Genomic DNA, 20,046 nt, shown 5'->3' on the forward strand with positions numbered 1-20,046 from the left:
TGAACCAGATAGACAAAGCCCCTGCACTTGTGCAGGGGCTTTTTGTTGTGCATTATCTCACAGCCAGCGTTAACCAAATGATGCCCAAATAACCGTAATCACCAACAGCGGACAGACAAAACGCACGTACCAAGGCCAGATTCTGCCAAACAGGCTGTGACTGAACTCCGGAAATCCCTGGCGCAGCTCATTGAATTTCTCGTTACGTTTCCAAACCCAACCACCGAACAGACAGAACATCAGCGCCGCAGTCGGCTGCAGGTACTGTGTGGCTGTCTTTGCCACCAGACCAAACAGCGCGCCAAAATTATACACAATCACCACACTAAACAGCGCAATCAGACCGCCCAGCACCCAGCTGGTGGGGGTACGTTTGGTATTCAGGCGTTCACTAACCAGAGCAACCGGACACTCCAGCATCGAAATCGATGAAGTTAAAGCGGCTATCGTCAGCAGCAGGAAGAAAACAATCGCAAACAACTGTCCAAGCAGCCCCAGGCTGTCAAACATCAGTGGCAGAACGGTAAACACCAACGTGTCCGAGCTGAGCAGAGAACCATCCTGGGCATAGATTTCAACCCCTTTGTGCATCGCAACAAACATCGCCGGCATTACGACCAGGCCGGCAATAAACGCGACCGCTGTATCGACTAAGGTGACGCTCATCGCCATTTTCGGCAGATTCTCTTTTTTGCTCAAGTACGAACCGTAAATCAGCATTGAGCAACCGCCAATGGTGAGAGAAAAGAAGCCTTGCCCCATCGCGGCCAGAATCAGGTCACGATCCCAAATCTTGGTAAAGTCTGGGAGCAAATAATGCTGTAAGCCTTCCACCGCCCCCTGCTGGAACATGATGTAGACAAACAGGACGGCAAACAGGACAAACAGCGCCGGCATTAAACGGGTCGACCACTTTTCAATTCCCTGCTTCACCCCGCCCTGCACAATCAGAATCGTCAGGACATAAAACAGCAAGGTACCAAATAAATTACGCTCAACCGAAAAACCTTTAAACCATGCAGCAGCGTCAGTCAGACCGAGTACATCACTCATGGCGCCAAACATGTAGCACAGGATCCAGCCGCCGACAATGCTGTAAAAAGCCAGTACGGCACTTGGTACACTCAGGCCAATCCAACCGACCAAACCACCAATACGTTTGGCCACAGGATTGTCGTTAAGTGAGTGCATACTATCAACCGGATTGGCCTGGCCATAGCGCCCAATTGCCATTTCGACCACCAACATCGGATAGGCAACCACAAAGATAAGGATCAGATAGACCAGCAGAAAGGCTCCGCCACCATTACTGGCGGCCTGAGTAGGAAACCCCCAGATATTGCCCAATCCGACCGCAGCACCGGCCGCAGCCAGAATAAAGCCCAGACGGGATCCAAAGGTTTCTCGAGAATTGTTCTGTGCCATTACGACTCACACATACCATTAAACTAGTTGGCTAGTACACTAATATAAAGCAACAAAATACTCAATGAGTAAAAGAATGGTTTACTGGATAAATCGTATTTTTAGCTTAATTTGTGTGGCAAAGGAGAGCCAATATGGTTTTTCTGTTTGCCAGGTTGCCAGTCGAGCACTTGATAGCGATTCCGCCCGGTATGTTTAGCCTGATACAGAGCGGCATCCGCATGATGGAACAAGTGCAGATAATCATCGAGTCCCGCTTGAAACGCTTTGACGCCACCAATACTGACAGTTACCGTTCCTCCTAAAGGGGAACGCTGGTGTGGGATCGCCAACTGACGGATCTGTGCACATAATTGCGCGGCATAATGGCCGGTATCAGGCTCACGGTCTCCGGCCAGAACGACACAAAACTCCTCACCGCCAAAACGGGCCACTACTTTATCGCCACCAAAGTCGATCTGCTCCAAAGCCTGCGCAACCGATTTGAGCACCTCATCGCCCTCAAGGTGGCCGTAGTAATCGTTATACAGCTTAAAGTAATCAACATCGATCAGATAGACCGCTAACCAGTCATATTTGAGTTCAGCAATAAAGTGTTTCAGTTCCCGCTCCAGCTTACGGCGGTTAGAAAGCCGGGTCAGAGGATCGTGATCAGATTGCCAGCGTAATTTATTGCGGTTCTCTTCAAGCTCAGCAAAAATCCGATTAATTGCGCGGGCAAAATCCTTCATTTCGCGTGACACGAACAAGCTTTCGTCCGGCATTTTACCGCGTGACGCTTTAAAGTTCTCCAGCGCGATCACGGTTTCGACCCGCTTGCTCTCTTCATGCTGCAAAAGCAGAGCATGTTGCGTCTCACGTTCAAATGACCAGAAATATTTAAACGTGAGATAAAACACCACAAAACAAACCACCACACAGGTGGCGGTAATCGCAGTTAACCAACGAATACTGATATTGGAAAGTAACATGGCACCTAACTAACCGGGAATACGAAAAAGGGCGCTGTCGCGCCCTTTTATTTTAGATCGTAAAAACCTGATAATTCTTGAGTTCAGGTATCTTTTTATGCAGTTGCTGCTCTTGTTGCACCATTTCGTCCAGCGAATCACATAACTCTTGGCGCTCTTCCTCGATGGTTTGTGAATGCTCACTGAATCTCTGTTCCAGTCGCGAGCGCAACTGTGCCATGGTATTACCCAGTTCGGTCAGGTTGATGCCACCATCCTGATTCATTTTGGCGGCAATCGCATCAAAGGCACCGCTGAGAAATTCCTGGGTAAACAGAGCACGGGCTTTATCGAAATCCTGCTGCCATTGCTGGCTCATGGATTCAAACGTATCCGCCGGCAGAACCCAGTCGCCCTCTTTTTGGTAGCGGGCTTCAATATCCGTCACAAACTGCTGCAGTGACTGTTTGACCTTGTCAAACGCCTGTGGCGCATCGATACTGTCAGCCACATCGTCCAGAATATCATTGGCCATGGCAACGCCATCCTGGGCGACCTGGCGCGCTTTCGGTAACGCATCGGCGATACTTTCACGGTAGGACTCCAGCGCATCCTGCTGCTCGGAATTCAGCGCCTGTTTCTGGCCTGACAAATACAGGTTGTTGTCGTGATCCAGTAAGGCTGTCGCGCCATTGGCGGTATGGATTTCAACATCAGAACCACGGCTAAGACGCAGTTCATTTTTCACATCCACCGTCTGGCACTGAGCCGCCCACAAAGAGCCACTGGATAACAAAGAAATCACTAATACTAACTTTTTCATCATAGCCTCAGTTTGTCTGTTTTTGCTCACCATAACCAAAACCATTCAGCACTTGGTTAACCGCGTGTCAGTTATTACGCTGACTGATGTCACCATCGTCAAGGCTGCGCAGCATATGCTGTCGCCAAATAAAGCGCAAGCGTGGCGCATACATCTGCCTGTGACAGATTCCATCGTGGCGGATTCAAAAAAAGCTCAGTTGCCGGATCTGATCTTCCGGCTTTAACATTACGCTTAATCCAAGCAAGCGAATTTCGCGTCCTTTTTGCCGTTTGAGCACCTCGCTCAGCAACAGCTTAAAATCGTCCAGTTCAAGTTGTGGGTGAATGTGCTCGATGGTGGTCTGCTGAAAATCGGCGAACTTCACTTTAATCCCCTGCTTGATGATACCGCGCTCGGCCGAGGCGCGGGTCAGACGGGCATCCAGTTCAGGGTAAAGACGCTGCTCAATCACCTGCCAGCACTCCTCGTAAGTCGAAATATTGTGGCTGAAGGTTCGCTCGACCCCGACCGACTTGCGCTCGCGTTCGACCACGACTTCTCGCTCATCAATGCCGTGGCTTTTCTTCCATAACGACGCTCCCAAGCGACCAAAACGGCGCAGCAGCTCACGGTAATCACTGTTTTTAATATCCTCGCACACAAAAAAGCCGGCCTGGTTGAGCTTTTCCAGACTGACTTTACCGACTCCGGGTATCTTACCCAAAGGCAGCTTATCGACCACGTCCTGAACCTGGTCCGGCGTCACCACATAACAACCGTTAGGTTTGTTGATATCGGAGGCGACTTTGGCAAGAAACTTAACCGGAGCGACCCCGGCCGACGCGGTCAGATGCAGCTCATTCCAGATATCACGCCGGATGGCTTCAGCAATCAGAGTCGCGCTACCGTGGTAAGCCGGTGATGCGGTGACATCCAGATAGGCTTCATCCAGCGACAATGGCTCAATCAAATCGGTATAGCGTTGAAAAATGGCATGAATCTGACGCGAAACGTCTTTATATACCGACATGCGCCCGGGAACCACCAGCAGGCCCGGGCACAGTTTTATTGCCTGTGCAGTCGGCATCGCGGAATGCAAACCGAACTTACGGGCTTCATAGTTACAGGTGCTCAACACGCCACGCTGCTTCTCTGAACCGCCGACAGCCATCGGCTGGCCGCGGTAGTGAGGATTATCCCTCATCTCCACAGCAGCATAGAAACAGTCCATATCAATATGGATAATTTTACGAATCCGCTCGGCCATCTTTGTTCAGTCAGTGATGATGAATTACTGTTTAAAAAAACAGTATACACCAGTTAAGCTGCGAATCGATCAGCATGAGCAACAATTCATCTATCTGCGTTAATCTGTCCGTTCAGCGAATAAACAAATGAGGCTTTTCTGCCTGAAGACTAACGCTATGGCTGACGCAATATTTCAGGGACGCAGCATGACATCCAGCTGATCCACCAGCTCGGCCCAATCTGCATCCTGCTCAATCGCCTGTTTGAGAAAATGCGCCTGAGATGCGCTCCAGAATCCCGCCTCATGTAAAGGCGCGCTGTCGCGCTGGTGCTTATGCTGAGTAATAAAATCGCGCATTTCCTGCGGACTGCTGCCTAACCCGAGCTGTTCAAACAGCTCCGCCATACCATGTTGATGCAGTTCCATAGTTCCTCCAATAAGGGGATTGCTCTGATCCCATGAGTGCTTAAAACAATCTGATGTGTCAGGACACAATAAATATCCGAACTCGCTCATTGAGTATAGCGTTGCCAGGCGAAAGCATCTGTCAGGCAGCAGGTATAAAAAAACCGGCCTGAGCCGGTTTTCTCTGTTATTACGTTTTAAGCAATGGCAACGGGTTACGCAATGCGATCTTTTTCCCAGGCGGCAATGCGTTCCGCACGGGCTGCTTCTCGGGCTTCACGCTTCTTACGCGCATCACACGGCTCGGGACAGTTACACACTTTCTCGATGCCAACCGCACCCAGACCACCGCAGCTGCCTTTTACTACTTTTTTCTGGAAGATATAGCCGACCGCCATCGCAGCGATAACAGCCAGAAATACTCCGAATGTAATCAGAAAAGTATTCATAATTCCACGCTCACTCAGTTAATTACGGTTGAGATAAGGCTTGAAAGCACTTGATGCGACTTCTTTAAAACCGTCGTCAGTCTTTACAATCATAAAGACCGGAATCTGGTTTTGCTCCGCAATCTCAATACCTTTTTTATCGCCTAATACCATCAGGCCGGTCGCCAGACCATCGGCCGTCATACAGGACTTATCTAATACGGTAACAGATACTACACGGTTATGTATAGGACGCCCAGTCTGTGGATCGATAATGTGCGAGTAACGGACACCATCGCGTTCAAAGTAATTGCGGTAATCACCGGAGGTGGCAATCGCCATGTCACCCGGCTCAATGATTTCCTGTACACTGCGCTCATCAACGGTGGGTTTCTCAACCGCAATACGCCACGGCACACCATCACGATTACGACCTTTGAGCCGGATTTCTCCGCCCACTTCCACCATGTAGTTGTGAATGCCCTGTGATTGTAGATAATCGGCTACCACATCCACACCCCAGCCTTTGGCAATCGTTGACAGGTCAACATACAGATGCGGCAGATCTTTACTCAGCTTATGGCCATCCACACTCAGATGGTGAATGCCGACATTAGCCTTCCGCTCGGCCAGTTCCTCATCACTCGGTACCACTTCCGGACGCGCCTCCGGGCCAAAGCCCCACAGATTGACCAGCGGACCAACGGTCACATCCAGTGCGCCTTGCGTCACCTGATTAAGACGAATTGCCTCTTTAACCACAGTGGCAGTCTGCTCTGAAACCTCATACGGCTCAGTACTCTGATGCTGATTAAAACGACTCAGTTCTGAATCTTTACGGTAGGTCGACATCTGATCGTTGACCTGCTCCAGCAAGCGATCCACTTCGGTTTGCAAAGCTTGTGAGGACGGCTGGCCATCCTGAACTATGTATTTGATGTTGTAGGTCGTGCCCATCGTCGGGCCACTTAAATGCACTTGCTGAGGTGGCTGCTCGCAACCAGCCAACAGCAATAAGGATGCGAATGCAACAAGCCAGTTTTTCACTTGTTTACTCCTTGAGGTCAGTAAATAGATATAGGGAAATCCGAATCCCGACGGTCAGCAGGCTCCTCGCCTTATTTACCTATATCTACTCAGGTATGTCTCGGTGTGAATATATTGATACCCAGACCAGAGAGCCAAAAAAGAATGGCTGACTCAAACGAGCCAGCCATAAAGATATCACTTACTGTGGATTAACCACCGAAGTCATCCAGCAGGATGTTTTCGTCTTCAACACCAAGGTCTTTCAGCATGCCGATAACAGCTGCGTTCATCATTGGTGGACCACACATGTAGTATTCACAATCTTCAGGCGCCTCATGGTCTTTCAGATAGTTTTCGTACAGTACGTTGTGGATGAAGCCAGTGTAACCATCCCAGTTGTCTTCCGGCGTAGGATCAGACAGTGCACAATGCCAAACGAAGTTATCGTTCTCACTTTGCAGCATGTCGAAATCTTCTACGTAGAACATTTCACGACGTGAACGTGCACCATACCAGAAAGACATCTTACGTTTAGACTGCAGACGTTTCAGCTGGTCGAAGATATGTGAACGCATCGGAGCCATACCAGCACCACCGCCGATAAAGACCATTTCTGCGTCAGTATCTTTAGCGAAGAACTCACCGAACGGACCAGAAATTGTACACTTATCACCTTCTTTCAGTGACCAGATGTAAGAAGACATTTGGCCTGGTGGTACGTCTGGGTTGTTTGGCGGCGGAGTCGCGATACGCACGTTCAGCATGATGATGCCAAACTCTTCCGGGTAGTTCGCCATTGAGTATGCACGGATGATTGGCTCATCCACTTTAGACTCGTAGCGGAACAGGTTGAATTTATCCCAGTCACCACGGAATTTTTCCGGTACGTCGTAATCGGCGTACTTAACATGGTGAGCAGGTGCTTCAATCTGAATGTAACCACCAGCACGGAATGGGACTGATTCGCCATCCGGGATCTGCAGTTTCAGTTCTTTGATGAAAGTGGCTTTGTTATCGTTAGAGATAACAGTACATTCCCACTTCTTAACACCAAAGATATCTTCTGGCAGTTCCAGCTCAAGATCATTTTTCACTGCAACCTGACACGCCAGACGCTCACCTTCACGCGCTTCACCTTTAGTAATATGGTCAAGCTCGGTAGGCAGAATGTCGCCACCGCCAGATTTAATTTTCACACGGCACTGACCACAAGAGCCACCACCACCACAAGCAGACGAAACGAATACGCCAGAGCCCGCCAGGGCACTCAGCAACTTACCGCCTGGTTGGGTCACGATCGCTTTTTCAGGATCGCCATTGATAGAGATTGTAATGTCACCTGTTGGTACCAGCTTAGATTTGGCGAACAGAATCACCAGAACCAGAGCCAGAACAATCAGAGTAAACATCACTACACCAAGAATAATGTCCATTGACTATTCCTTTATTGTTGCGGTTTACCCGACTTACAGTTGAACACCAGAGAAAGACATAAAGCCCAGCGCCATCAGACCCGCTGTGATAAAGGTAATACCCAGACCACGCAGACCAGGAGGCACGTCAGAATATTTCATCTTCTCACGGATACCTGCAAGAGCGACGATAGCCAGCATCCAACCCAGACCAGAACCGAATCCGTAAACCACAGATTCACCGAAGTTGTAGTCACGTTGTACCATGAAAGATACACCACCGAAGATCGCACAGTTTACTGTGATCAGCGGCAGGAAGATGCCCAGCGCGTTGTACAGAGGCGGGAAGAAACGATCGAGGATCATTTCCAGAATCTGTACCAGCGCCGCAATAACACCGATAAAGGTAATAAAGTTCAGGAAGCTAAGATCGACTCCCGGAGCCAGCGCATCAGGTCTCAGAACCAGGTTATAAACCAGGTTGTTAACGGGTACAGAGATAGTCAGTACGACAGTTACCGCGATGCCCAGACCAAATGATGTCTTAACTTTCTTAGATACCGCCAGGAAGGTACACATACCCAGGAAGAAAGACAGTGCCATGTTCTCGATGAAAATCGATTTAACCAGCAAACTAATATAATGTTCCATGACGCCCTTACTCCTTCGCTTCTACTTGTTCAGGTTTGAAGGTACGGATCGTCCAAATCAGGAAACCGATTAAGAAGAACGCTGAAGGTGCCAGCAGCATCAGACCATTTGGCTGGTACCAGCCACCTTTGCTGATCAGAGGCAGTACTTCTAATCCGAACACTTTGCCTGAACCCAGCAGCTCACGGAAGAAGCCCACAGTGATCAGTACAAAACCGTAACCCAGACCGTTAGCGATACCATCGATGAACGACGGAACCGGTGCTGACTTCATCGCGAATGCTTCTGCGCGACCCATTACAATACAGTTAGTAATGATCAGGCCCACGAATACCGACAGCTGTTTAGAGATGTCGTACAGGTATGCTTTCAGGATTTGGTCTACCACGATAACCAGTGATGCGATGATCGCCATCTGCACGATGATGCGAACACTGCTCGGAATGTGGTTACGGATCAAAGACACGAAAAAGTTAGACAGAGCAGTAACAAACATTACCGCCAGAGTCATAACGAATGCTGTTTCCAGCTTAGTCGTTACTGCCAGAGCAGAACAGACACCAAGAACTTGCAGCGCGATTGGGTTGTTATCCAATACCGGCGCGACAATGCTCTTTTTAAGATCTTTTGCGCTAGCCATTAGTTCAGACCTCCGTCACGAACTTTTGTCAGGAACGGACCAAAGCCCATGTCACCCAACCAAAAGTCGAATTGATGTTGAACACCATTACTGGTCAGTGTTGCACCCGACAGAGCATCAACACCGTGCTCAGAACCTGCTGGCGCGCCACCTTTCACGATTTTAATCGCTGGTTTGTGGTTTTCGTCATACAGCTTCTTACCAGGCCACTGGGCACGCCAAGATGGGTTTTCAACTTCGCCACCCAGTCCAGGAGTTTCACCCTGTTCGTAGTAAGTAATACCCGCAACAGTGTTGCCGTCTGTTTCTACTGCAACAAAAGCGTACATCATAGACCACAGGCCGTTACCGTGAATCGGCAGAATCACTTTCGATACTTTGTCGCCGTCTTTGACCAAGTAAACAACACCGGTGTTTGAACGGCGAATGATCTTACCGAAGTCTTCATCCGCTGGCAGTTTGATTGACTCAGCAGGATCTTTCGCTGCTGCGCGCTGATCAAATTGCGCTGCGTTACCTTCGACAAAATTACCTGTCTTGAAGTCAATCAGACGCGGTTCAATGTACTGAGCGAACAGCTCAGGAACTGAACCTGACTCTTGAATGCCAGCCACTTCGATGATTTTGCTTTGCTTGTCTAACAGGGCGTTACGTTGCTGTTTACTACGCAGACCCACTGCCGCTGTCGATACGATGATTGAGCACACCAGGCTCAATGCAATAACAACAAACAGCGTCTTTTTAATGCTATCGTTCTTACTTGCCATAGCGCGCTAGTCTCCGTTTGATGTTTTTCTCAATCACAATGTGGTCGAACAGCGGTGCAAATAGGTTCGCGAACAGAATCGCCAGCATCATACCCTCAGGGTAAGCCGGGTTAATCACGCGGATAAGCACACACATTAGGCCAATCAGAATACCGTATGCCCACTTCGCTTTATTGGTAAATGAAGCGGAAACAGGGTCAGTCGCCATGAAGAACATACCGAATGCAAAACCACCCAAAACCAGGTGCCAGTGCCAAGGCATGCTGAACATTGCGTTGGTATCTGAACCAATCACATTAAACAGGGTCGACAGCGCAATCATACCGATCATCACACCTGCGATGATGCGCCATGAAGCAATCCCCATGTAAACGATAAATGCAGCGCCGATAGCCAGAGCCAACGTCGATACTTCACCAATAGAACCAGGAACATTACCGATGAAAGCGTCCATCCAGGTAATTGCCTGGCCAGTTGCCGAGTTCACCAGAGCACCGTTACCGCCTTGTGCCCACTGGCTCAGTGCTGTTGCACCAGAGAAGCCATCTGCCGCAGTCCAAACCAGGTCACCAGAGATTTGCGCCGGGTATGCAAAGAACAGGAATGCACGGCCTGCCAGAGCAGGGTTCAGGAAGTTACGACCTGTACCACCGAACACCTCTTTAGCAACCACGACACCAAAGGTAATACCCAGAGCCGCTTGCCATAGTGGCAGCGTTGGCGGAACGATCAATGCGAACAGGATAGAAGTAACAAAGAAACCTTCGTTAACTTCGTGCTTACGCACCATACAGAACAGCACTTCCCAGAAACCACCGACAATAAAGACTGTCGCGTAGATAGGCAGGAAGTAAGTCGCACCCAGCAGCATTTTGCTGCCCCACCCCGCGTCAGACGCAAGCGTGCCACCCAGCATCTCTGTCAACCAGTAATGCCAGTTGCCATCGATGATAGAGGTCAGTTGCGCACCCGCATACATGTGGTTTAGTGCTGCGATAGCCTGACCACCAGCGTTGTACATACCCCAGAACATGGCCGGGAATACTGCTAGCCAAACCATGATCATGATACGTTTTAAATCAACGCTATCACGAACGTGTGAGCTTTTTTTCGTCACCAAGCCAGGGGTGTAGAAAACTGTCGCAACAGCTTCGTACAGAGCAAACCATTTTTCGTGTTTGCCACCTGGTTCAAAGTGAGGCTCGATATCTTCAAGAAACTTTTTGAGGCCCATGAAAATTACCCTTCCTTCTCAATCTTGTCCAAGCACTCACGCAGAAGCTGACCGTACTCGTACTTACCCGGACATACAAAGGTACACAGCGCCAGATCTTCTTCGTCCAGTTCCAGTGCGCCCAGTGCTTGCGCACTGTCGGAGTCACCGGCACACAGATCACGAAGCAACAGAGTCGGCTCCATGTCCAGCGGCAATACTTTTTCATAGTTACCGATTGGTACCATTGATCGATCACTACCGTTCGTTGTTGTGGTCATGTTGAACAGCTGACCTTTGAACAGGTGACCCAAGAAGGCACGGGTGACTGAGAATTTGTTCTTACCCGGCATAGCCCAGCCCAGGAAGTCCTTCTCGCGACCTTCACGCAGTACAGAGACTTGCAGATGGTAGCGACCAAGGTAAGCATGAGGACCAGATGCTTTTACACCAGACAGCACAGAGCCAGAAATAACACGTACTTCACCAGGCATGATTTCATTGCTGGTCAGTTGGTCAAGGCTTGCACCTAAAACGGTACGGATAAGACGTGGTTTGTTTACGACAGGGCCAGCCAGTGACACCACACGCTCACTGAACAGTTCGCCAGTCAGGAACAGCTTACCAATCGCGATAACGTCTTGATAGTTGATGCTCCAAGCCACTGTTTCTGCATTTACCGGGTACAGGAAATGCATGTGAGTGCCAGGCAAACCGGCAGGGTGAGGACCGTCAAAGACGTGCTCTTCTACGTTAGACTGAGAAGAACGTGGCAGGCTGTTGCCTTTCTTACACACGTAAACTTTGCCTTCAGTCAGGGCAGACAGCACATCCAAGCCAGCAACGAAGGCTTCGGATTGCTCATTGATGATCACCGTCGGCTCTGCTGCCAATGGATTGGTATCCATTGCCGTAACAAAGATTGCCTTCGTGGTGGAATCAATAGCGGGAACCTTGCTGAACGGACGAGTACGCAGCGATGTCCAAAGACCAGATTCAACCAGTTGAGTTTTCACCGCTTCACGGTCAAGACTAGCTAGCTGATTGGCTTCAAACTTGTTGAAAGTTACCTGGTCATCACCTGCTACTTCAATCACTACGGATTGAAGAACACGTCTTGCACCACGGTTGATTTCAACAACTTTACCGCTGACTGGTGAAGTAAACAGAACCCCTGGATTCTTCTTATCTTCAAAAAGAACTTGAGCTTTCTTTACTTCATCACCTACGCGAACATGCATCGTAGGACGCATGCCAACGTACTCTTCGCCAAGCAAGGCGACTTTGTTGATGGCTTTGCCATCACTAATCACCTGGGATGGAGTTCCTGCGATAGGAAGGTCCAAACCCTTTTTTATTGTAATCATACGCACTTGCACTACTTTTTTATCGGGAAAAAGATTCTTTAATTGCGTAAATTCGAGACGCACTGAACTCTGCGAGCTTGCATGAATAGAAGCGACTGCAGAAGTGGACTGTCTCTAGACACGACATTTTCAGTGTCCGCTTCTGGCTGTAAAAAGCCAAAACCGCAACATCCTATTAAAAATCTCAGCACCTAGTCAGAGTGAGATTTATCAGGTGCGATATTCTAGCACCTTTTCGGAACTTGATGCCATGATCAATCCCCTCATCAGTCGCTTTATTTGGGGTTAAATGAAGAAGCAGACCGATGTATTGACCATAAATTTGAAGCACCGCACACTTAACTAGTGCGACGGTTTTCGCGCACTGGGTCACACATTTATTGACTAAAACAATGCTTAATTTTAATTTTATTAACGCCACTTGTTGAAAAGGTGTTAAGCACTTGCACACTCTTGCACCCGATTGCGTAATGTTTACACTTAATGGCCACCACCGACACACATCGGACTGTCCGGGGCGCTGTTTTCCTTCTCATTCCATTCTTGTGGCGTATAAGTGTGAATCGCCAGCGCATGGATATGATTTGATAGCTCTTCCATCAATGCCTGATTGACCTGACGATGACGCGCCAGTAAACGCTGTCCGGCAAAGCTGTCACTGACCACAATCACTTTGAAATGGCTTTCCGAACCAGGCGCAACATTATGCATATAACTCTCATTTATAACTTTAAGATACTCTGGCTGAAAAGCATTATGTAATTTAGTTTCAATCACTTCTTGAATCATAGGTATTCCTTGTCACGCGAACGCGGATAAACGTAAACCGGATGGCTCAACACCAGCATAGCGGCTTAACGTAAAAAGAGTCATGTAAGGCTGTCGGCCTTTAAATACGTGGCTTAGTTTACTCGTGCATGACGGGAAGAGAAAGGTTTTGGTTTCAACATCCATGTCCATTTGAGACAATGGCCGCGACTTGTCATTAACTACATTGCAAATATGAAAACTGAGCTTTCACTTCACGAACGCCATCTCACGCTAAACCGTTTCCCGCCGCGTAACAATGAGACGCTGCAAGCCTGGGACGCCGGTGACGAGTATCTGATTAATCATGTTGAAGAGTCGGGCTTGCCGGCTGACAGCCACATCCTGGTCCTCAACGACAGCTTTGGAGCGCTGAGCTGCTGGTTCGCTGACCAGCATCGGGTCACTATGATGAGCGACTCGTATATCGCCCATCAGGCCGCGCTGAATAACTTACAACACAACCATTGCGCCCCGGTGACATTACTGACCACGTTGGATGATATACCTGACGATGTCGATCTGGTCATCATGCAAATACCGCGTAATAACCGTCACTTAGTATGGCAACTTAGTCAGTTAAGGCAGCACCTGCCAACATCGTGTCAGGTTATCGCCGTCAACAAAGCGAAAGAGATCCATACCTCGACGCTTAAGCTGTTTGAGAAGTACCTGGGTAGCACCGCCACCTCTCTGGCTTGGAAAAAACATCGTTTAGTGTCCAGCCAGCCAAATAGCCAGGTCATACTTGACGTCGGTCCGGATACACGCTGGCAAGTGGAAAACAGTGACATCACGCTGAATAATCTGCCGAACGTTTACTCCGGAGAAAGCCTGGATCAAGGGGCAAGATTTTTATTACCTCACCTGCCGAGTGATGAAAAGCTGGAACATTTTATTGATCTTGGTTGTGGTAACGGCGTGTTATCGGTACGAATGGGTCAACTTAATCCACAGGCGCGCATTACTTGCGTGGATGAAAGCTTTATGGCGACCGAATCGGCACGGCAAAACCTGCAGAGCAACCTGCAGGGCGAGCGAAATGTGTCCTGTATTACCAACAACTGCCTGGATGGTTTCGAGGCCAACAGCACTCAACTGGTGGTGTGCAATCCGCCCTTTCACCAACAGCAGGCGATTACCGACCATATTGCGTGGCAAATGTTCTGTGACTCAAAGCATGTTCTCAGTAAGGGTGGCAAATTATTAGTGATCGGCAATCGTCACCTCGGCTACGATGTAAAACTGACGAGATTATTTGGCCGCTCTCAAGTAAAGACTGTCGCCAGCAATAAGAAATTTGTTATCTTACAGGCTATTAAGAAATAAGCATTTAAGCATGCTCACTAAACGAAAGGAATTGACCATGAAGAAACTGGTTCTCGCGGCGTCTATCGCTCTGTTGACGGCGTGTTCAGCCCCTCAGCAGCCACAGCTTAACTTTATGCCTCAGCCAGTGCTGAGCCGCAGTGACATTGTCAAAAACAGCACCTTTACTCTGGTCAGTAAAGATGTTCGCTCTGCGCAGTATGTCGCTTTGGTTGACAGTGGCCGTAACAATATTGAACCGGTCCATGCCAAGCAAAACGTACGTATCGCACTGGAAAATGCCCTGTCTGAACAGTTCGCTTCTCAAGGCTTCCAGCTGACCGTGAACAGTGAAAACACAGTGACACTGGAAGTTCAGGAAGCTCTGGTTAACGTCACCCACTCCATTTTTGAAAACCAGATGGATGCAAAAGTAACCCTAGAACTGACCGCAGAAACACCACAAGGCAAACTGGTGAAAAGCTACAACGGCACAGCAAAACGTACGGCTGCACTGAGCGCATCTGACGAAGACATCGAGAACGTTCTTAACGATGTGGTGAACTTAGTGCTCAAAGAGATCTCTAACGATAAAGAATTACAAACTTACATGAAGGACCGTTTCCGTGGCTAAACTGTGGCTAACGGCACTGGCGCTGCTCAGCAGCAGCGCTGTATGGGCCGGACCGAAAGTAGAATTTGAAACGACGCTGGGTAATTTCACTGTCGAGTTAAATGATGAAAAAGCACCGATCAGCAGTGCGAACTTCCTCAAATATGTCGAAGACGGCAGTTATGTCGGTAGTCAGTTCCACCGTATCATCCCGGGCTTTATGGCTCAGGGCGGTGGCTATGATAAAGACATGAATCAGCTCAAGACCTACGCACCGATCAAAAATGAAGCAAGCAATGGCCTGGCCAATAATACTGCGACCATCGCTATGGCACGTACCGCGAATCCGAATTCTGCGACACGCCAGTTCTTCATCAACCTGACTGACAATAATTTCCTCGATTACAATCAACGTCCACCGGGTTACGCGGTATTCGGCCAGGTGGTTGAAGGTTTTAGTGTCATTCAGACGATGGCGAAACAGCCGACTCACTCGGTTGGTCGCATGGGCGATGTACCGCAAACTCCTATCGTCATCACCAAAGCCACCCTCATCAAGTAATCTCATCAGGGCTCTGACAATTATCAGGGCCCTGGTTTTAAGGAATCATTCATGCAGAGCGACCAGTCTTATACCTGGAAAGAAACCGTGCTTAGTTACTTTGACCGCCGCTTACTTTGGGTTTTCATGCTCGGCTGTTCAAGTGGTTTCCCTTGGGTGCTGATTGGATCCAGTATGTCCGGTTGGCTGGCAGATGCCGGGTTAACCTTATCTGCCATCGGCTACTTTGGCAGTGTGTTCTCGGTCTACGCGATTAATTTCCTCTGGGCACCTCTGGTTGACCGGGTAAAACTACCGCTGCTGCAACCCTTGCTCGGTCAGCGCCGTAGCTGGATATTTTTCTGCCAAAGCCTGGTTCTACTCTGTACACTGGCGATTGCCAAGGTCGACCCGGCTAGTAACCTGTTGCTCACTTCCATGCTGGCACTGGCCATTGCCACCGCTTCAGCTACCCAAGACATCGCCATTGATGCGTTTCGTATTGACAGCTTTCCTAAATCAGAGCCCTCCAAACTGCCCCAGGCTTCAGCTATGGCCGTCATCGGCTGGTGGACCGGCTATTCGCTGCCGGGTTATCTGGCCTTTGTCAACGCAGACCAGGTCGGCTGGAATCAGGTTTACCTCGGGATGGCCGCCATTGTGGTACTGCTGATGGTTTTTACCCTGTTAGTGGGTGAGCCCAAAACCCTGCGCGATCAACTGCAACAACAAGCAGAGAGTCGCCATAGCAAGTATGTCCATTCAAAGCTCGGCCGCTGGCTGAGTGTCACCCTGATTGAGCCCTTCGTTGACTTCTTTCGCCGTAACGGCACTCAGGTGGCCCTGACCCTGTTGCTGTTCGTATTCTTGTTTAAGATAGGGGAAGCGTTCTTAGGCCGGATGTCGATCGCCTTCTATAAGGAAATCGGTTTTAGTAATGAACAAATTGGCTATTACTCCAAACTGATTGGCTGGGGAATGACCATGCTGTTTACCTTTATCGGCAGCATGTTTAACGTGCGGTTTGGTATTGTGCGTGGCCTGATGATTGGCGGCATTGCAATGTCGGCCAGTAATTTGATGTTCTCGTGGATTGCCGAAGTCGGACCAAATGAGCATCTGTTGCTAGCAACTATTTTTGTCGACAACTTCACCACCGCTTTCTCTACCGTGGCATTTGTTTCCTTCCTGACCGTAGTCACCGGCCAGGCCTTTTCCGCCACCCAGTACGCTTTATTAGCATCTTTGGGTAACTTTGGCCGTACGGTATTGGCATCGTTCAGTGGTAATCTGGCCGAGATACTCGATAACTGGTCGCTGTTCTTTATCCTGACTGCTGTCATGGTAATTCCGAGCCTGATTATGCTTTATTCGCTGCGTCACTACTTCACAGATATGCTGCGCAATGCCCAGCAAAAACATCAAGACGACGTCTCATCGGTCAAGCAAAGCGATTAATCTCCCAGACCGTCTGAATGGTTAAATAAAAAACCGCCTGCCGGCGGTTTTTTATTAGCTTAACGCTTGGCCAGCCCTTTCCGCTGCAAATAATCCAGCATGTAAGGTCGGGACTCCTGACTGAGCTTAGTGGTGATTTGCTCAGACCAGCCCTGCTGCTTAGCGTTACTTGAGCGGGAGCGGTAGTATTCGAGCATGGTCTGATCGTATTGTTCGATCAAAGCATGATCGAGTGGCTGATAGCTGTTCTCATGCACGATTACCTGCGGGCTGAGACGAGGCTTGAGCTGGGGATCCTGATCCGGTTCTCCAAGGCACATACCAAACAGCACCGCAGTATAAGGAGGCAGGTCAAGCAGTGCATCAACCTCATCCGGCGCGTTACGCAACCCACCGATGTAGACGCCGCCCAGACCGATAGATTCTGCAGCTAGCAAACAGTTCTGCGCCATAATACCTGAGTCAACCGCACCGATTAAAGTCAGTTCCATAAACTCAGGTTTGACATTCGGGTTCATCGCGTAATGACGCTGATAGTCGATACAGAACACCAGAAACTCCGCCGCGCTCTCGACATACGCCTGATTACCCGCCAGTTGAGCGAGCTTAGCCCGCTTCTCCTGATCGGTAACCCGGATGATAGAAACAACTTGTAACAAGCTGGAAGAGGAGGCAGAAATGCCTGATGCAATAATGGTATCCAACTGCTCTTTGGATACCGGTGTATCGGTAAAAGACCGAATCGAGCGATGGCCCTGAATCGTTTCAATGACACTGTTCATATCCAGCTCTCCCGTAATTAATAATGTTTGCCGTTGTCGTAGTACTGTTCTGGCTTCAGCGCGGTAAAAATAACCGCGACGTTAAGCTCTTCGCCGATCACATCGCGCACCTGACGGGTAATGATCTCGGCAACCTTATCCTGCTTTTCCTGGCCCCGATCGAACCAGAGGACTTCGACAAACGGATAAGCCGGGGAGACTTCTTCCTCAAAGAAAAACGTTGTGTAGATATATTCAAAGGTAAAATCAGCACGTGGCGACTGCATGATTGACTCTAGTTCATCAATCAGACTTTTTGATAAGACTTGTACCGTCTGCGGCTCTACCGCGCGAAAACGAAAATGTGGCATAAATTTACTTCCTCTTTTTCAAAGCATAATAACAGCTTAAAAATGGAGGTTCGACCTTATGCCACTCAATTTGTTTCATTGATATCCCACACACCATCAAATCAGGTGTGTATCAAAAAAGATCAACGTTTTCCCCCAGGCCGATTCTGCAGCTTCTTCGTTGTAACGAGCAGTCGAATCATTATGGAAACCATGGTTCACACCCGGATAAATCACCGCCTCATAAGGCACCTGATTACCTTGTAAGACCTGTTGATACTGCGGCCATGTATCATTAACGCGCTTGTCCAGCTCAGCGAAATGAATCAGTAGTGGGCCCTTAACCTGAGCACGCAAACTCTCAGCCGCTGGCGTGCCATAAAATGGCACCCCTGCATTCAATTCATCCGGTATAACAGCAGCCAGCATATTGACGATATATCCACCAAAACAGAATCCGACCGCGCCTAATTTGCCAGAGGATCCAGGATAAGACTTGATAAAACGCGCCGCAGCGATGAAGTCTTGTTCAACTTTTTCACGATCCAGACTGCTTTGCATTGCACGACCATCATCATCATTGCCAGGATAACCGCCGAGTGGATAGAGCGCATCAGGAGCAAAAGCAATGAAGCCGTTCATAGCCAGACGACGGGCGACATCTTCGATATAGGGATTCAAACCGCGATTTTCATGCACAACTAAAACCACCGGCAGCGGTTTGGACATCTCTTTCGGCATCACCAGGTAGCCACGACCTTTACCATGTCCGAGAGGTGAATCGAACTCGGTATAAGTCGCTTTGATTTTGGGGTCATTAAACGAAACCTGCTCCGCCAAAGCATAGTTAGGCATCAATACTGAGGTTAAACTCGAAACAGTCAGCCCGACGACGGCCAGACCAGACAAGCGCTTGATGAACTCACGCCGGTCAATGATGCCGTGGGCATATTCGTCATACCAGTCAAACGCTTCCTGAGGAATGTCATGAGACTCCAGGACCGGTTGAGATTGAGAAGAAGTGGTGCTGCGCATAGCAATATCCTTGTCATACAGATGCATAATCCAGTACCAAAAAGCTTAGATGAAATAAGACAAATTGCCCGAATCGACAAGGTAAAATTTACTATCGGGGGGGAAGTAAGCTCAGCAAGATAATCCACAGCTCTGTCAATTGGAGCTAAACTTCACCAATATTCAGGCGTAAAAAAGCCCCAGCATTACTGCTGAGGCTTCTTAATATGGCAGGGGTGGAGAGATTCGAACTCCCAACACGCGGATTTGGAATCCGCTGCTCTGCCAATTGGAGCTACACCCCTAGAAATAGGTCATCAAATTGTATCTGGATACTTTGGGTCTTGAAGAAATTCAAACTCCCAACACACGCCAATTCGCAAAATCAGGGGAATCTTCTGCTCTGCCAATTGGAGCTACACTCCTGTAGTTCGTTTTTAATGAGTCGACACTCAGAATAAAGTGGTGGAACGGCCGGGCTTGCGTTCAAGCGGGACTTGTTCAACCATAGGGCGAACCCTATAAATAAGTGGCGGAGCGGACGGGACTCGAACCCGCGACCCCCGGCGTGACAGGCCGGTATTCTAACCAACTGAACTACCGCTCCGCATTGGTCAGACTATAAAAGTCTTTTTCATTTTTTGCTTTGAGCTTTTGCTTAAAAAAGCTGAAAACAAGAAGTTAAAGCCTGGCGATGTTCTACTCTCACATGGGGAGGCCCCACACTACCATCGACGCTGTTTCGTTTCACTTCTGAGTTCGGAATGGAATCAGGTGGGTCCAAAACGCTATGGTCGCCAAGCAAAATTTTGTCAGGAACAAAATTTAACGCACTTTAGTGCGGCCCGGAGGG

Annotated in this window: 21 protein-coding genes, 2 tRNA genes and 1 rRNA gene; 4 read left to right on the top strand and 20 right to left on the bottom strand. The window is 49.0% G+C overall.

The window, feature by feature from the left end:
• Positions 1-69: 69 nt before the first annotated feature.
• The 14 genes from J0X00_RS08805 to bolA all read right to left on the bottom strand — a co-directional run bounded on the left by J0X00_RS08805 (position 70) and on the right by bolA (position 13,130).
• Positions 70-1,425, bottom strand: coding sequence for a sodium-dependent transporter (locus J0X00_RS08805; protein WP_282477921.1), 1,356 nt, complete (start codon positions 1,423-1,425; stop codon positions 70-72).
• Positions 1,426-1,526: 101 nt separating this feature from the next.
• Positions 1,527-2,396 carry a GGDEF domain-containing protein gene (locus J0X00_RS08810; RefSeq protein WP_282477922.1) on the bottom strand — a complete coding sequence of 290 codons (870 nt, stop codon included), beginning with the start codon at positions 2,394-2,396 and terminating at the stop codon, positions 1,527-1,529.
• A 52-nt stretch (positions 2,397-2,448) separates the two neighbouring features.
• Complete coding sequence (locus J0X00_RS08815) at positions 2,449-3,198, bottom strand: DUF2884 family protein (protein ID WP_136483151.1); 750 nt, start codon at positions 3,196-3,198, stop codon at positions 2,449-2,451.
• A 184-nt stretch (positions 3,199-3,382) separates the two neighbouring features.
• Positions 3,383-4,447, bottom strand: a complete 1,065-nt coding sequence (dinB, locus tag J0X00_RS08820) for a DNA polymerase IV (RefSeq protein WP_282477923.1) — start codon at positions 4,445-4,447, stop codon at positions 3,383-3,385.
• 174 nt (positions 4,448-4,621) lie between these two features.
• Positions 4,622-4,855, bottom strand: coding sequence for a DUF2789 domain-containing protein (locus J0X00_RS08825; RefSeq protein WP_282477924.1), 234 nt, complete (start codon positions 4,853-4,855; stop codon positions 4,622-4,624).
• Positions 4,856-5,049: 194 nt separating this feature from the next.
• A complete protein-coding gene (gene nqrM, locus J0X00_RS08830) occupies positions 5,050-5,283 on the bottom strand; it encodes a (Na+)-NQR maturation NqrM (protein WP_020331624.1) in 234 nt (77 codons plus the stop codon).
• 18 nt (positions 5,284-5,301) lie between these two features.
• Entirely contained in the window at positions 5,302-6,309 is a 1,008-nt protein-coding gene (locus tag J0X00_RS08835; RefSeq protein ID WP_136482181.1) for an FAD:protein FMN transferase, read from the bottom strand.
• A 191-nt stretch (positions 6,310-6,500) separates the two neighbouring features.
• Positions 6,501-7,724 (bottom strand): NADH:ubiquinone reductase (Na(+)-transporting) subunit F, encoded by a 1,224-nt coding sequence (nqrF, locus tag J0X00_RS08840; protein ID WP_136482179.1) that lies wholly within the window; start codon positions 7,722-7,724, stop codon positions 6,501-6,503.
• Positions 7,725-7,757: 33 nt separating this feature from the next.
• The gene (gene nqrE, locus J0X00_RS08845) at positions 7,758-8,354 is read right to left on the bottom strand and encodes an NADH:ubiquinone reductase (Na(+)-transporting) subunit E (protein WP_136482177.1); all 597 of its coding nucleotides are present in this window, start codon (positions 8,352-8,354) and stop codon (positions 7,758-7,760) included.
• Positions 8,355-8,361: 7 nt separating this feature from the next.
• The gene (locus tag J0X00_RS08850) at positions 8,362-8,994 is read right to left on the bottom strand and encodes an NADH:ubiquinone reductase (Na(+)-transporting) subunit D (protein WP_136482175.1); all 633 of its coding nucleotides are present in this window, start codon (positions 8,992-8,994) and stop codon (positions 8,362-8,364) included.
• Positions 8,994-9,761 carry a Na(+)-translocating NADH-quinone reductase subunit C gene (locus J0X00_RS08855; protein WP_136482173.1) on the bottom strand — a complete coding sequence of 256 codons (768 nt, stop codon included), beginning with the start codon at positions 9,759-9,761 and terminating at the stop codon, positions 8,994-8,996. The genes J0X00_RS08850 and J0X00_RS08855 overlap by 1 nt, the downstream gene beginning before the upstream one ends.
• Positions 9,751-10,995 carry an NADH:ubiquinone reductase (Na(+)-transporting) subunit B gene (locus J0X00_RS08860; protein WP_218562756.1) on the bottom strand — a complete coding sequence of 415 codons (1,245 nt, stop codon included), beginning with the start codon at positions 10,993-10,995 and terminating at the stop codon, positions 9,751-9,753. Before J0X00_RS08860 ends, J0X00_RS08855 begins: the two co-directional genes overlap by 11 nt.
• Positions 10,996-11,000: 5 nt before the next feature.
• Positions 11,001-12,341 carry a Na(+)-translocating NADH-quinone reductase subunit A gene (locus J0X00_RS08865; RefSeq protein WP_136482168.1) on the bottom strand — a complete coding sequence of 447 codons (1,341 nt, stop codon included), beginning with the start codon at positions 12,339-12,341 and terminating at the stop codon, positions 11,001-11,003.
• 480 nt (positions 12,342-12,821) lie between these two features.
• On the bottom strand, positions 12,822-13,130 hold the full coding sequence (bolA, locus tag J0X00_RS08870) for a transcriptional regulator BolA (protein ID WP_136482167.1): 309 nt from the start codon (positions 13,128-13,130) through the stop codon (positions 12,822-12,824).
• A gap of 213 nt (positions 13,131-13,343) precedes the next feature.
• On the opposite strand from bolA, the gene J0X00_RS08875 reads away from it, so the two are divergent.
• Genes J0X00_RS08875 through J0X00_RS08890 form a run of 4 tightly spaced genes read left to right on the top strand, consistent with a single transcriptional unit; the run spans position 13,344 to position 17,068 of the window.
• The gene (locus tag J0X00_RS08875; RefSeq protein WP_282477925.1) at positions 13,344-14,477 is read left to right on the top strand and encodes a methyltransferase; all 1,134 of its coding nucleotides are present in this window, start codon (positions 13,344-13,346) and stop codon (positions 14,475-14,477) included.
• Between the two features lie 37 nt (positions 14,478-14,514).
• Positions 14,515-15,090, top strand: a complete 576-nt coding sequence (locus tag J0X00_RS08880) for a YajG family lipoprotein (RefSeq protein WP_136482163.1) — start codon at positions 14,515-14,517, stop codon at positions 15,088-15,090.
• Positions 15,083-15,631, top strand: coding sequence for a peptidylprolyl isomerase (locus J0X00_RS08885; RefSeq protein ID WP_136482161.1), 549 nt, complete (start codon positions 15,083-15,085; stop codon positions 15,629-15,631). The genes J0X00_RS08880 and J0X00_RS08885 overlap by 8 nt, the downstream gene beginning before the upstream one ends.
• Before the next feature lie 51 nt (positions 15,632-15,682).
• Entirely contained in the window at positions 15,683-17,068 is a 1,386-nt protein-coding gene (locus tag J0X00_RS08890) for an MFS transporter (RefSeq protein ID WP_218562752.1), read from the top strand.
• A gap of 59 nt (positions 17,069-17,127) precedes the next feature.
• Here the strand turns inward: J0X00_RS08890 and nfsA are convergent, their stop codons facing one another.
• From nfsA to rrf, 6 genes are all read right to left on the bottom strand, one after another.
• Positions 17,128-17,850 carry an oxygen-insensitive NADPH nitroreductase gene (gene nfsA / locus J0X00_RS08895; RefSeq protein ID WP_136482157.1) on the bottom strand — a complete coding sequence of 241 codons (723 nt, stop codon included), beginning with the start codon at positions 17,848-17,850 and terminating at the stop codon, positions 17,128-17,130.
• A gap of 17 nt (positions 17,851-17,867) precedes the next feature.
• Positions 17,868-18,200, bottom strand: coding sequence for a DUF1904 domain-containing protein (locus J0X00_RS08900; protein ID WP_282477926.1), 333 nt, complete (start codon positions 18,198-18,200; stop codon positions 17,868-17,870).
• A gap of 96 nt (positions 18,201-18,296) precedes the next feature.
• A complete protein-coding gene (locus tag J0X00_RS08905) occupies positions 18,297-19,214 on the bottom strand; it encodes a dienelactone hydrolase family protein (protein ID WP_282477927.1) in 918 nt (305 codons plus the stop codon).
• A gap of 207 nt (positions 19,215-19,421) precedes the next feature.
• Positions 19,422-19,498, bottom strand: a tRNA-Trp gene (locus J0X00_RS08910).
• A 225-nt stretch (positions 19,499-19,723) separates the two neighbouring features.
• Positions 19,724-19,800, bottom strand: a tRNA-Asp gene (locus tag J0X00_RS08915).
• A 79-nt stretch (positions 19,801-19,879) separates the two neighbouring features.
• Positions 19,880-19,995, bottom strand: a 5S ribosomal RNA gene (gene rrf / locus J0X00_RS08920).
• Positions 19,996-20,046: the final 51 nt, after the last annotated feature.

This window comes from Vibrio sp. ABG19, assembly GCF_029962385.1.
Lineage (GTDB): Bacteria > Pseudomonadota > Gammaproteobacteria > Enterobacterales > Vibrionaceae > Vibrio > Vibrio ostreae.